The organism is Staphylococcus petrasii, assembly GCF_002902565.1.
Taxonomy (GTDB): Bacteria; Bacillota; Bacilli; order Staphylococcales; family Staphylococcaceae; genus Staphylococcus; species Staphylococcus petrasii.
Genome location: NZ_PPRC01000090.1, coordinates 17,055 through 29,890, shown reverse-complemented (window position 1 = coordinate 29,890; position 12,836 = coordinate 17,055). Strand labels below are relative to the sequence as shown.

15 protein-coding genes are annotated in these 12,836 nt (G+C 31.4%); 4 read left to right on the top strand and 11 right to left on the bottom strand.

Annotated features, from left to right (window positions below; all coding sequences use genetic code 11):
• Positions 1–304: 304 nt before the first annotated feature.
• On the top strand, positions 305–1,162 hold the full coding sequence (locus CD127_RS11240; protein WP_103366778.1) for a hypothetical protein: 858 nt from the start codon (positions 305–307) through the stop codon (positions 1,160–1,162).
• Between the two features lie 94 nt (positions 1,163–1,256).
• Here the strand turns inward: CD127_RS11240 and nucI are convergent, their stop codons facing one another.
• Entirely contained in the window at positions 1,257–1,793 is a 537-nt protein-coding gene (gene nucI / locus CD127_RS11235) for a thermonuclease NucI (protein ID WP_103366777.1), read from the bottom strand.
• 163 nt (positions 1,794–1,956) lie between these two features.
• Between nucI and CD127_RS11230 the strand changes: the two genes are divergently transcribed.
• On the top strand, positions 1,957–2,148 hold the full coding sequence (locus CD127_RS11230; RefSeq protein WP_103298772.1) for a hypothetical protein: 192 nt from the start codon (positions 1,957–1,959) through the stop codon (positions 2,146–2,148).
• A gap of 170 nt (positions 2,149–2,318) precedes the next feature.
• On the top strand, positions 2,319–2,501 hold the full coding sequence (locus CD127_RS11225; protein ID WP_103298771.1) for a hypothetical protein: 183 nt from the start codon (positions 2,319–2,321) through the stop codon (positions 2,499–2,501).
• Here CD127_RS11225 and CD127_RS11220 read toward each other — a convergent pair.
• The 6 genes from CD127_RS11220 to CD127_RS11195 form a co-directional block, all read right to left on the bottom strand.
• Positions 2,498–3,100 carry a response regulator transcription factor gene (locus tag CD127_RS11220; RefSeq protein ID WP_103366776.1) on the bottom strand — a complete coding sequence of 201 codons (603 nt, stop codon included), beginning with the start codon at positions 3,098–3,100 and terminating at the stop codon, positions 2,498–2,500. The genes CD127_RS11225 and CD127_RS11220 overlap by 4 nt on opposite strands.
• On the bottom strand, positions 3,097–4,197 hold the full coding sequence (locus tag CD127_RS11215) for a sensor histidine kinase (protein ID WP_103366775.1): 1,101 nt from the start codon (positions 4,195–4,197) through the stop codon (positions 3,097–3,099). Before CD127_RS11215 ends, CD127_RS11220 begins: the two co-directional genes overlap by 4 nt.
• On the bottom strand, positions 4,198–4,935 hold the full coding sequence (locus CD127_RS11210; protein WP_103366774.1) for an ABC transporter permease: 738 nt from the start codon (positions 4,933–4,935) through the stop codon (positions 4,198–4,200).
• Positions 4,928–5,806, bottom strand: a complete 879-nt coding sequence (locus CD127_RS11205) for an ABC transporter ATP-binding protein (protein WP_103366773.1) — start codon at positions 5,804–5,806, stop codon at positions 4,928–4,930. Before CD127_RS11205 ends, CD127_RS11210 begins: the two co-directional genes overlap by 8 nt.
• Positions 5,807–5,952: 146 nt before the next feature.
• Positions 5,953–7,437 (bottom strand): cardiolipin synthase, encoded by a 1,485-nt coding sequence (cls, locus tag CD127_RS11200; protein ID WP_103366772.1) that lies wholly within the window; start codon positions 7,435–7,437, stop codon positions 5,953–5,955.
• A 39-nt stretch (positions 7,438–7,476) separates the two neighbouring features.
• The gene (locus CD127_RS11195; protein ID WP_103366771.1) at positions 7,477–7,671 is read right to left on the bottom strand and encodes a hypothetical protein; all 195 of its coding nucleotides are present in this window, start codon (positions 7,669–7,671) and stop codon (positions 7,477–7,479) included.
• A 233-nt stretch (positions 7,672–7,904) separates the two neighbouring features.
• On the opposite strand from CD127_RS11195, the gene CD127_RS11190 reads away from it, so the two are divergent.
• A complete protein-coding gene (locus tag CD127_RS11190; protein WP_103366770.1) occupies positions 7,905–8,930 on the top strand; it encodes a threonine aldolase family protein in 1,026 nt (341 codons plus the stop codon).
• Between the two features lie 27 nt (positions 8,931–8,957).
• Here the strand turns inward: CD127_RS11190 and CD127_RS12940 are convergent, their stop codons facing one another.
• From CD127_RS12940 to CD127_RS11175, 4 genes are all read right to left on the bottom strand, one after another.
• On the bottom strand, positions 8,958–9,086 hold the full coding sequence (locus CD127_RS12940) for a hypothetical protein (protein ID WP_268927745.1): 129 nt from the start codon (positions 9,084–9,086) through the stop codon (positions 8,958–8,960).
• A 558-nt stretch (positions 9,087–9,644) separates the two neighbouring features.
• A complete protein-coding gene (gene glnA, locus CD127_RS11185; protein WP_103298795.1) occupies positions 9,645–10,985 on the bottom strand; it encodes a type I glutamate--ammonia ligase in 1,341 nt (446 codons plus the stop codon).
• 20 nt (positions 10,986–11,005) lie between these two features.
• A complete protein-coding gene (locus tag CD127_RS11180; protein WP_174694737.1) occupies positions 11,006–11,374 on the bottom strand; it encodes a MerR family transcriptional regulator in 369 nt (122 codons plus the stop codon).
• Between the two features lie 215 nt (positions 11,375–11,589).
• Positions 11,590–12,828, bottom strand: coding sequence for a methionine gamma-lyase family protein (locus CD127_RS11175; protein WP_103366768.1), 1,239 nt, complete (start codon positions 12,826–12,828; stop codon positions 11,590–11,592).
• Positions 12,829–12,836 lie beyond the last annotated feature (8 nt).

Genomic DNA, 12,836 nt, shown 5'->3' with positions numbered 1-12,836 from the left:
ATTATAAAATATTTCTTTAAAATTTTCGACATGAAAATGCTTAACTACTTAACCTAACCTTTTCTAAACATAATCCGTTCCCCACTTTTTAAATCTAGAAGTAAAGATACACAATTTAAAACCAAAGTGTAAAATCAACTATTTTTAATATTGTCTTAACAAAATCTTCAAAGCTTCTTAGTTTTCAGAATATTGAACTATGGATATATAATGTTTATAATTTATGTGTTGTCTTATATCATTTTAAATTTTTTGAAAAATGTCTAATGATATAAACGAATAAACAAAATGCAGGTGATTAGTTATGACGTTAACGGTAATATTAATAGTTATCATCGTGATACTTATACTGGCATTTATCTTAAATCAACGTTATATGCAAGATAGAGTTGATACTGAAATCTATGCTAGAAATCAAATGATAACTAAGAATTCAGCTTTAAGTAAAGAAAATTTAGACCTTAAAAATCAAATGTTAAGTTCTAATAATGAAATCAGTCCTCACGCTAAGAGTAACGCGAAAAGAGTTCTAAGAGAAATTTTAGATAACTACATCACTGAAGGTCAATTAAAGTTTTATCATATTATTACAACAAGTAATTTAGCAACTAAACATCCTTTGTTTGAATATGCTAGAACTTTTGATTTCATAGTTATTTCTGATATTGGATTAATCAATATTGATGTAAAAAAATGGAATCAGAAAACATTTTATCATTTCAACGCGCCAGTAGACGATAAAATGGTTGTTGATACTAACGATGTTAATCAAATTGTTGGTCACTATATTAGTAAACAGTATCATAGCCAATTCAATTCACCACGCAGTGATATCTACACATTTGTCGAAGAAGTTCAAAACAACAGAGTGATTTATGATTTTTACGATCATGATCCATATGAACAAGCTGCGATTAACTCTAAGTCTTTAAAAGATAATATCGAAAAGAATTTTAATCATAAAATTCAAAGCATTGGTATTATTTACTTTAGTGATGGAAGTGTTAACATCATTGAAGGTGCTCAAGAACGTGAAAAATATGTAGATACAGTCTCAACAAAATATTCACTTGAACACGTGATTAAAAATGCAATTGACTTATCTAAACATCCACTTACTGAAGAGCAAGCTAGTAAAATTGCTAATAGCTTTAGTAATTAATTGATTTGATAAACCAATCAAGAATTTAATATTAAAAACAAAAGCGATTATCATACTTATCCTCACAGATAATATGGTAATCGCTTTTTTCACTTTAGCTCCAAAGGTTAACTTTATTCTTTTTAGCTTCCGCTTCATCTTTTTCAAATGTACTTCTATATTTGCCATTAGGCGCAAAGTATTTTTCACGTGCTAAACCTTGTTTGACTAACTCTTCATTATACATCGTGTCTTTATCTAACCATACATACGCTAAAGTACGTCCGTATCGATCTTCTTTTTCTTTATCGTACTCTAAATATACATCCTTGCCTGTTAAATGTTTTTTACTATAATTTGATGCTTCTTTTCCATAGGGTTGGACAGGTGTATTTGGTTTAACGGTTTCAGGCGTATCCACACCAATTAATCTTATTTTTATTTCTTTACCATTATTATTTTTAGCTACAAATGTATCGCCATCGACGACACGTTCAATATGTACTTTTTCTTTACCCTTTAATTCAGTAGTTGTTGAAGTATGGCTTCCGCTATTTTTAAACGGGCCTGTGTGATTGATAAATTGGAACGCTAACACGCCAATAATAATCACAGCTAATACTATTATACTGAGAGATTTTTTAGATTTCATGAACTCACCTGCTCCTCTTTTCGATACTTCCATATAATATATAATTCGAATTTAATCGTCAATTAAATATTTACTTTTATTAATATGAATGGTCTTTTATTTTCCTGAAAATGAAGAAACAAATAAATTCGTGCTATAATGTAAGGCGTTAGGAGTGAAATACATGAACGAACGTAATGAAAATTTACTGACAATAATAACTGTTGTAATAGCCATCATTGTTGGAGTTATTCTTCAGATTGTTTATAAACTTCCAATCATTGTCTCAGTAGTAGTAGCCGTATTATTAGGCGTTCTAGTCGGTTTTGTTGTTTATATTATTCAATCATTTATCAAAAAACGTAAGAACAAATAAAGTGCTAACTAGTCAATCCTAGTTAGCACTTATTTTTGTAATTAAGATTAATTTAAATTGAGTGTGGTAGATATAAGAAACAACCAAAATAATTGAACTTAATCGAAATTTTTTTCGACAATAATTTAAATAAACCTCACATTAAATATTAAAGTAGAGAGGTGAAAACAATGGAAATTCTTGATGTTATCATCGACACTCATGGACTTATTTATAAAGTTCAAACTCAAAATGGACATGTGTTTGAACATACGTTAGCGAAAGATACACCGCCAGATAAAGTTGCCCAAGTATTACGTTTATTAGCTACACATGTAGATCAATTAGAAGCTGAAAAGGCTAATAATAATTAAATCCATCCTTTATTTATTGCCTTTTTCCAAGCGTCAAAACGATTCTGTGCTACTAATTTTTCTATAATTATAGAAGTATAATTTCTTACTGTACCATTTGAAAGGTATAGCTTCTCGGCTATTTCTTTACTACTTAAACCTTCGCCAATTTCACGCAAAACGACTTGTTCTTTATGCGTGAGAGGGTTTGCTTCTTTAAATAATGACGTCATTAGTGAAGTACTGTACTCTCTTTCACCTTGCATAACTTTATGAATAGTCGTAACTAATTCATCTACTGATCGCTCTTTTAAAACATAAGCATCCACTTCATTTGCTACTGCTTTTTCAAAATAACCAGGTCGTTTAAATGTAGTGACTATAATAATTTTTGTATCAATTGAAGTTTCTCTTAACTTCGCTAAGACTTCTAAACCTGTCATTCTCGGGAGTTCAATGTCTAATATTGCCACGTCAGGCGGATGTTGTTTAATAAAGTTAAGAGTCTCTTCCCCATTATCAAAATCATCTACAACTTTCATATCTTCATTTAATTCTATTAACTGCACCATGGCTTGACGTAACATATATTGATCTTCAGCAATCACAATTGAAATCATTGTACACCTTCTCTCGGTATAGTGATTTTTAGCTGCGTACCGTTAACTGATTCAACTTCTAATATACCATGAAGTAATTCTACTCTATCACTTATACTTTTTAATTTAATTTCTTTTGGATTTTTAATCCCGATGCCATTATCTTTTACAAGTAATTGAATACTTTCTTGATTATTTTCTAATTTGCCTTCCACTTTAGTAGCTTGAGCATGTTTGATAATATTATTTATCATTTCTCTGAAAATCATCGCTAGTATAGACTGCTTGGCCGGATTCAAAGAATTTGCCCCTTGTTTATTTTCAAATGAAAATTCAATATTAGCGTCTTGCAATATATTATCAATAGAGACCACTTCATCTTCAAAATTTTGAACTTTCAAATTTTCAATGATATTCCTTACTTTATTTAACGTTTCTTTAGAAATGTCGTTTATATTTTTAATTTCTTCTTTCGCAGCTTCAGGATTGGACTCAATTAATTTAAAAGCCAATTCTGATTTTAAACTAAGGCTAGCAAACACATGCCCTAAAGTATCATGCAAATCTTGACCAATTCGATTACGTTCTTGTTCTGCAATAAGCACATTAATATATTTATTTTTTGCTTCAAGTTGTCTACGCGTTTCTCGATGTTTTGCAGTACTAAAATTTCCGAATAACAATGCCATAATAACGATATAATAAATAAGTAGACTGACTAAACTAGAAATGTCATCTTGATATATTGTTACAATGACACAACTCACCATAGTTAGGAGTAAAAGTCCAAATTCGTTTGATTTTACACTTGCTTTAAACATAAAAGGGATGGCAAATGCACTAAAAAAGAAAAATAAACTAAGCATGGGGCTAAATACTGCTACAAAATAAACGATTGCAACTAAATGTATAATAAACAATGTTAAATTCAGCTTATAATTTAATTTTTGTTGAAAAAGGATTAATCCACTGTAGGCAATCGTAAAAATTAATACAACAATAATATTTAAAACGAAATTTTCTTGATTTCTTGTCGCATAAATTCCATAAAATGGAAATATGAGATAAATTAATGTGGATATTTCTCCCATTCTAGCACCGATATTGCGACTAGCCATTTAGTTCACTTCTCTTCTCTTATTTATATATAATGCAATGATTAAAAATACAAAACTATACACAATCAAAATAACAAATGATTGTAAATTAAATCCGTTGCCTTTACCTAAATCTAAAGCTAATTGACGTAAATGATACGTAGGCATACATTTCGAGATGTGTTGTAACCAAGTTGGAAATGTTTGTACTGGAAACCATAAACCTCCAAGAATTGCTAAGACCATATTAAGTAAATTTGCAATACTACTCGCTTTTTGCGCTTCATTAAATTGGGTAATTATAAGACCTAAAGTTAAAAACAAACTTCCTCCAATCCATAATGAAAAACCTGATAAAATCCATTCACTCATACTCAAATTAACACCTTTATAAAAATGAGCTACACTAAATAATAATATAATTGAAATTAAAAAAAGTGTCATTGTTTTTAAGATTTTAGATAAATAATAATTAAAGGGTGTTATTGGCGTAGCTATCAATTTTTTATACCAACCGTTATTTTTCTCTTCAATAATTTCAAGTGGAAATTGCATCATACAAAATCCCATTAAACTAAACGTTGTCATACTATACATATACTCTTTATAGAAAACTTTTTTAGCATCTTCTGGTAAATCAATCAAAGAGGTAAATAATATATAAAATGCTAATGGAAATATAAATGCTAAGAAAGTGGTTAATTTACGTCGAACCATTAATTTATATTCAGTTTTTAATAGCATCATAGTATTATTCATAACTTAACACTCCTCTCTCATTAGTATTTGTAAACATTAATTCAAGCAATGATTTTTTATGGATTGTCATATTGTTTAAATTAAAGTTTAGTTCTATTAAACTTTTGATCACTTTCTCAACTTCATTCGTATAAATTTTTAAATTTCCATTTTTTACTGCTGTTTTAAATGAAGTTGCAAGTATTTGGTGGATCTCATGACTATAATTTGTTATCTCTACAATCGAATTATTTTGATTAGATAATATATGTTGAGGTGTATCATCAATTTTTACTTTTCCATCTTCTAAATAAATCACTCTATCAGCCATACGCTCTACTTCTTCAATATAGTGTGAAGTATATAATATTGTTATATTTTGACGTTTAAGACGATAAATGATTTGCCAAAAATGTTCTCTTGTTTCTATATCCATAGCGGCTGTAGGTTCATCTAAAATTAAAAATTGAGGATTACCAATTAATGTAAGCGCAAAATCTAACAGTCTTTTTTGGCCACCTGAAAGATCATTAGCATGTTGGTTCATTTGCGTTTGACTAAACTGCGTAAGCTCTCTAAATTGTTCTAGTGTCATACTATTTTTATACAAATTTTGATACAAATAAAATAATTCTTTAACTTTAATTAGTTTCGGGAAGTTCGTACGTTGAAATAAGATTCCCATATTTATCGATTGATTTAAGCCATCTGTATCTTCAATCGAGCCTTTCGAGGCATGTTTATGGCCAATGAGTATATCAATTAATGTTGATTTACCTGCACCATTTTTTCCAATTAAAGCAGTATATGCCCCTTTTTCAATTGTTATTGAAATATCTTTAAGTACCTCTTTTTTTCCAAAAGATTTAGACAAATGCATTATTTCAACCATGACTGTTTCACTTCCTTTTATTTTATATATTTAATTTATCAACTTTCTTCTTTTGTCATTAGTCCAATTTGTCACGGATTTAATATGACATTTGTCATAAAAAAACTCACTAAAACTAAAATTTTGTCTTAGTGAGTCGTAATTTCCTATAAAATTGGTGATACTAATTTTGCAAGATCCTCTTTAATTTTAATGATAACTGATCGTTTATCATATTCTTCTTTTGTTAGCTGTTTAGATTTTTTAATATCTTCTTCAAACGCTGTTTTAAGTTGTTGCGCAATATCTTTATCATAAATAAATGCATTGACTTCGAAGTTTAAAGCAAAGCTTCGGTAGTCCATGTTTGCTGAACCGACACTGCTGACTTCTCCATCAATCATAGCGACTTTTGAGTGAATAAAGCCATTTTCATACGTATAAACTTTCACACCGCTTTCAAGTAAATCTGCTGCATTTGAAAAAGTAGCCCAGTATACGAAAGGATGGTCAGGTTTACTTGGTATCATTAAGTGCACGTCCACGCCAGCGTTTGCAGCCATTTTCAAAGCATTAATATATGAACGATCTGGAATAAAGTACGGACTCTGTAAATAAACCGATTTCTTAGCACTCATAATCATCTTAGTATAACCATATTCGATTTGATGGAGTTCGTAAGCCGGTCCACTTGAAGCAATTTGAATTGCCGAATTTCCTTGATGTTGCGCTTTCTTCGGAGGGAAATACTTATCATCATATTCAAATTGTGGACGATGTGCTTGAGAGTTCCAGTCGAGAATAAAACGCATTTGTAGAGCATCGACAACATCGCCTTCAACACGAATATGAGTGTCGCGCCAGTAACCTAATTTCCCTAATCCTAAATAATCATCACCAATGTTAAAGCCACCGATGTAACCGATTTGACCATCAATAACAATAATTTTACGGTGATTTCGGTTATTCATTCTAAAGTTAATAAGAGGGAACTTAGATGCAAAGAAGGCTTCTACTTCTCCACCTAATGATGTGAAATGTTTAAATTTAGCTCTTCCTACTTTTTTAGAGCCTACATCATCATATAAGATTTTAACTTCCAAACCTTCTTTAAGCTTTGTTTCTAATGCATCAATAATTCGATGTCCTAACCCATCTAGTTCGAATGTATAATATTCTACATGTATGTAATCTTTCGCATTATAGATATCTTCAATCACTTTGTCATAAAGTTTATGACCATCTGTAAATAAATCTACTTTATTTTCTTCTGTTAAAAAGGCATCTTGTTTCATTAATAACATTCTAATCATATCAAGATGTTTCTTAACTTCCTTATTATTCGTTTGATAGTTATTAGCGTCTAATGCCTCAACTTGTTGCTTAACAACATCTTTGAAGGTGTCCAGTTCTTTACCGTTGTTTTTCTCCATTTTACGTTTAGATACGGTTCTACCAAAGAATAGATACAAGATAAAACCAACTAAAGGTAAAACAAATAATACAAATAACCAAGCCCATGTCGATGTTGCACTACGTCGATTTCTTTCTAAAAATATAATTATAAAAGCTAATACTAAATTAATAATAAACCCTAAAGCTAATATAATTGTAAATACAGTCCCTAAATCCGGACCAAATATATATTTCATAACACTTACTCCTATAAATCTGATAATTAATAATTAAATTTATTGATGCGCTAAAATCAATGTTGCACTTAAGAATTCTTCATTATGTGGAAATTTTTGCTCCTCTACTCTTTCAATTGAAGCATTTAACAGTTTATATTGACTACCTTCTTCACTAGCCAAGAATTCATTAACTTTAGTTTCTAACTCTTCTAAAGTTTTTTCTTTAATTTTTTTAAATTTAATCTTACTCATCTATCTAACACTCCTCTTTTCTGTTTGTTTAAATCATAGTCTTTTTATATACGTTTAGCAACTAAATTTAAATATATTAATTAAAACACTCCTCTATTTTTAAAACGTTTACAATTATATTTTTTAAATATTAAATTCACATCATGCGTGATTTAAGGTATACTAAAGACATTCTTTTAAATTTTCAGAATAATATAATAATTTGTGATAATTAATTTTGTGGAGGGAAATATATGATTTCTTTTGAAAATGACTACCTAGAAGGCGCACATGAAAAAGTGTTACAAAGACTACTCGATACAAATTTAATACAAGCAAGTGGCTATGGGGATGATCAATTTTCCAAAAAAGCAGCTGAACAAATCAAAGCTACTATTAAATGCCCTGAAGCAACCGTACGCTTCTTAGTGGGCGGTACGCAAACAAATCAAGTTGTAATTAATTCTGTTTTGGAATCGTACGAAGGCGTCATTTCAGCTGATACAGGCCATGTCGCAGTGCATGAAGGTGGCGCAATAGAATTTAGCGGTCACAAAGTCTTAGCTATCCCTTCTCATGAGGGGAAAATCACGCCTAAGGAAGTTAACGCTTATTTAGATACGTTTTATAGTGATTTTAAACGTGAACATATGGTATTTCCTGGTATGGTATATATTTCTCATCCCACTGAATATGGAACGCTATATAGTAAAGAAGAATTAAAAAACTTAGCTGCCGTTTGTAAAGAACATAAAGTGCCACTATTCATGGATGGTGCTAGATTAGGTTATGGATTGATGAGCGATCAAAGTGATTTAACTATTGAAGATATTGCGAAGTATTGTGATATCTTTTATATCGGTGGTACAAAAATCGGTGCCCTAGGTGGAGAAGCGATTGTCTTTACAAATAATAACGAACCGAAACATTTCACAACACGTATTAAACAACATGGCGCTTTATTAGCTAAAGGTCGTTTAGTAGGTGTACAGTTCTTAGAATTATTTACTAATAATTTATACTTTGACATTAGCCGTCATGCGATTAACATGGCTAACAAGATGAAAAAAGGATTTATCGAAAAAGGCTATCAAGTGTATTTCGACTCACCTACAAACCAACAATTCTTTGTATTAAGTGAAGATAAGATTAAAGAATTACAGAAGAAAGTAAAATTTGCAGTGTGGGAAAAATACGATGACAACCATCGTGTTGTTAGATTTGCGACAAGCTGGGCGACTACTGAGGAAAATGTAGATAAGTTATTGGAGTTAATTTAATATAGAAAAACAGGGCTAACTTCAAAGTTAACCCTGTTTTTTACGAATTTTATAATAAATACCGCCTATTAATACAAATAAACTAATTAGTGCTATAATCTTTTCTTTTTTAGTAATTTCACGTTTTTCTATAGTGATTTTAAAATCGATTTCCATTTTTTATTACCCCTTTTAATTTTTTTGCAGTTTAAGCGACTTATATCTATTTGTTTTGTAATCTTTAAAATTTTTATTGAAGGATTTTTTCTATTCTATATATTTAAGAGTTTATTAATCATAATCATTGATTAAATCGCTAATTTTTTGCGAAAGAAAACTTGCTAAAAAACTAGACATCTTCTGATTTACATTAATTATCAATTGATCCTCATTATTTTCTATTGATTTCACATTAATATTAGTTAACGCAAGATATCTTGTGATTTCATTCATCTTATTTTTAGGTAGTTTACCATTTATGTTAAAAGCTATTTTAGCTATAGTTTTAGATTCTTCAAAATTATTTATGTGATTAATTATGATAGTTTATTTAAATAAAATTTTAAAATATATATCAAGAACACATTTTAAACTGTACTTGAACAAAGCTTGACCAAGTTCAATATTTTCATAAAAATGGTCAAGTGAACATAGCTTTTAAAACACAAAAAAGAAGCTAAGGCATCTCGCCCTAGCTCCATATTTCCCTAAGTCTTTCCCCGATTTGCTTAGCGATTAATATTGTTTCATGTATTGATCGCGTTCCCATTCAGAAACTTGAGTGCGATAATAGTCCCACTCAATTGATTTAGAGTTGATGAATTGATTGTAGATGTGGTTACCTAACGCTTTTTTAACTGTGTCGTTTTCACGCATAGCTTTTAACGCTGTGTATAAAGTTGATGGAAGGTCTTGGATACCTACAGCTTCGCGTTCTTCACGGTTCATTTCATAAATATTTTGGTTAACTGGTTCTGGTACTTTAGTTTTGTTTTTGATGCCGTCTAATCCAGCTTGTAAGATAGTTGCTAATGCCATGTATGGGTTAGCAGCTGGGTCAACTGAACGTACTTCAATACGAGTTGATAAACCTCTTGAAGAAGGTACACGTACTAATGGTGAACGGTTTTTACCACTCCATGCGATGTAACATGGTGCTTCGTAACCTGGTACTAAACGTTTGTAAGAGTTTACTAATGGGTTACATACCGCTGTGAATCCACGTGCGTTGTTTAAGATACCTGCAGTGAAGTGATATGCATCATCAGTTAATTGCATTTCGCCATTTGGATCGTAGAATGCATTTTCTTTACCTTTGAATAGTGAAACGTTGAAGTGCATTCCGCTTCCGTTAACACCAAATAATGGTTTTGGCATGAATGTTGCATGTAAGTTATGTTTACGAGCAATTGTTTTAACAACTAATTTGAATGTTTGAATGTTGTCACAAGCTGAAATTGCATCTGCATATTTGAAGTCAATTTCATGTTGACCAGGTGCTACTTCGTGGTGACTTGCTTCGATATCGAATCCCATATCTTCAAGTTCTAATACGATGTCACGACGGCAATTTTCACCTAAGTCAGTTGGTGCTAAGTCGAAGTAACCACCATTATCGTTTAATTCTAATGTTGGTTCGCCTTTTTCATCCAATTTGAATAAGAAGAATTCTGGTTCAGGCCCTAAGTTAAAGTCTGTGTAGCCCATATCTTCCATTTCTTTTAAGACACGTTTTAAGTTGTTACGTGGATCACCAGCAAATGGTTCACCATCAGTAGTGTAAACATCACAAATTAAACGAGCTACTTTACCTTGACCAGCAGTCCATGGGAAGATAACCCAAGTATCTAAATCTGGGCATAGATACATATCTGATTCTTCGATACGTACGAAACCTTCGATTGATGAACCATCAAACATCATTTCGTTATCTAAAACTTTTTCTAATTGACTTACAGGTACTTCAACGTTTTTGATTGTACCTAAGATATCAGTGAATTGTAATCTTAAGTATCTAACGTTTTCTTCTTTTGCAAATTTACGAATATCATCTTTACTAAATGTACGTTTTGGCATAACAGAAATCCTCCAAATATTTATTTAATAAATCGCGATAAATCGCCACGATTTATTGGCAAAGCTTCACCATGCGGTTTTTGCGTTGCGTCTACAATCATTCTCTTTCTAGTCTCTTGTTCATCGGGTGACAAATGCCCTTGGTTATCGGTCATGATTTGTTTAATTCCTTTAAGATTAAATCCTTTTTCTATTAAAGATTTAATTTCTAAAAGTTTTTCCAAATCATTTAAAGAAAACAATCGCTTGTTTCCTTCCGTACGTTCGGGCTTTACAAGTTCATGTGTTTCATAGTAGCGGATTTGTCTAGCAGTGAGGTCGGTTAATTTACAAACAACACTGATAGAGAACACGGCCATATTGCGTCTTATTCTATCATTAGACATCAATAACCTCACCTCTACTTTTGAACTTGATTATAATTTAGCATAGTTTCATCTGTATTACAAAAATATGTTAGGTTTTCTGACATAAAAAGTTAAATACTCGCTAAACGCTGTCATATCAAGCTTTTGTCTCATTTGTTTATTAAAAATTCGTACCGTATTATTTCTTAATTTTCAGAAAAAATAAAAAAACCTACTTCAAAAAGTAGGATTTCTTACTAAATCATATTCTGTTCTTTCAAATGAGTAACTGCTCTAGTGACTGCAATCTTCACATGTTCATAAGTCAATCCACCTTGAACATAAGCTTCATAAGGCGGTCGGATTGGGCCGTCTGCAGATAATTCAATAGAAGAACCTTGAACGAAAGTACCTGCTGCCATAATAACGTCATCTTCATAGCCTGGCATATAACTAGGTTCAGGGCTAAAATGTGCATTGATTGGTGACGCATGTTGAATACTTTGGCAGAATGCAATCATTTGTTCTTTCGTATCAAATTGAACTGTTTGAATTAAATCTGTACGTTTTTCGTTATATTTAGGTACAGTTTTCATGTTCATTTTTTCAAGAAGTAAGCTAGTAAATAACGCACCTTTTAAACTTTGGCTTACAACATGAGGCGCAAGGAAGAAACCTTGATACATTTCTTGTAGTGAATTAAGTGACGCGCCCGCTTCTTTCCCAATGCCAGGAGCAGTTAAGCGATAACCACAGCGTTCGATTAAATCTTTTCTACCAGCAATGTAACCACCAATCTTAGCTAAGCCACCACCTGGATTTTTAATTAATGAGCCAGCGATTAAATCAGCGCCTACTTCAATAGGTTCACGACGTTCAACAAACTCACCATAACAATTATCGACAAAGACTATAACATTCGGATGGTGCTCTTTAATACGTGTGATAGCTTCTTCGATTTCATCAACATGAATCGAAGGACGTTGGTCATAACCTTTAGAACGTTGAATCGCTACGACTTTCGTCTTCTCTGAGATAGCGTTCAAGACACTTTCAACATCGATTTGCCCGTTTTTTAAGGCCACTTCTTTATAACTCACGCCATGTTCTTTCAAACTTTCAATACCATTGCCGTTCACACCAATCACTTCTAACAACGTATCATACGGGCTACCTGTAATATAAATCAGTTCATCTCCATATTTAAGCGTACTTTGAAGTGCTAATGTGATCGCATGTGTACCTGAAATAATTTGAGGTCTAACAATCGCATCTTCTGCTTTAAATGTATGCGCATATATTTCTTCTAAATGATCACGTCCGAAATCATCATAACCGTAACCTGTGCTACCCGTTAAGTCACTTTCTGTGGCTTTAACATGATGAAATGCATTTAACACTTTTTCTTGGTTAATATATGCAGTTTCTTCTATTTCTTTAAAATATGGCGCCAAAGTTTCTTCTACTTCAGTAACCAATTGTTTAATATCTGACATGCTTAATG

Bases quoted from the DNA above. Each gene is read 5' to 3' on its own strand.
- CD127_RS11240 (WP_103366778.1), top strand. From the start codon at position 305: ATGACGTTAACGGTAATATTAATAGTTATCATCGTGATACTTATACTG.
- nucI (WP_103366777.1), bottom strand. From the start codon at position 1,793: ATGAAATCTAAAAAATCTCTCAGTATAATAGTATTAGCTGTGATTATT.
- CD127_RS11230 (WP_103298772.1), top strand. From the start codon at position 1,957: ATGAACGAACGTAATGAAAATTTACTGACAATAATAACTGTTGTAATA.
- CD127_RS11225 (WP_103298771.1), top strand. From the start codon at position 2,319: ATGGAAATTCTTGATGTTATCATCGACACTCATGGACTTATTTATAAA.
- CD127_RS11220 (WP_103366776.1), bottom strand. From the start codon at position 3,100: ATGATTTCAATTGTGATTGCTGAAGATCAATATATGTTACGTCAAGCC.
- CD127_RS11215 (WP_103366775.1), bottom strand. From the start codon at position 4,197: ATGGCTAGTCGCAATATCGGTGCTAGAATGGGAGAAATATCCACATTA.
- CD127_RS11210 (WP_103366774.1), bottom strand. From the start codon at position 4,935: ATGAATAATACTATGATGCTATTAAAAACTGAATATAAATTAATGGTT.
- CD127_RS11205 (WP_103366773.1), bottom strand. From the start codon at position 5,806: ATGGTTGAAATAATGCATTTGTCTAAATCTTTTGGAAAAAAAGAGGTA.
- cls (WP_103366772.1), bottom strand. From the start codon at position 7,437: ATGAAATATATATTTGGTCCGGATTTAGGGACTGTATTTACAATTATA.
- CD127_RS11195 (WP_103366771.1), bottom strand. From the start codon at position 7,671: ATGAGTAAGATTAAATTTAAAAAAATTAAAGAAAAAACTTTAGAAGAG.
- CD127_RS11190 (WP_103366770.1), top strand. From the start codon at position 7,905: ATGATTTCTTTTGAAAATGACTACCTAGAAGGCGCACATGAAAAAGTG.
- CD127_RS12940 (WP_268927745.1), bottom strand. From the start codon at position 9,086: ATGGAAATCGATTTTAAAATCACTATAGAAAAACGTGAAATTACTAAA.
- glnA (WP_103298795.1), bottom strand. From the start codon at position 10,985: ATGCCAAAACGTACATTTAGTAAAGATGATATTCGTAAATTTGCAAAA.
- CD127_RS11175 (WP_103366768.1), bottom strand. From the start codon at position 12,828: ATGTCAGATATTAAACAATTGGTTACTGAAGTAGAAGAAACTTTGGCG.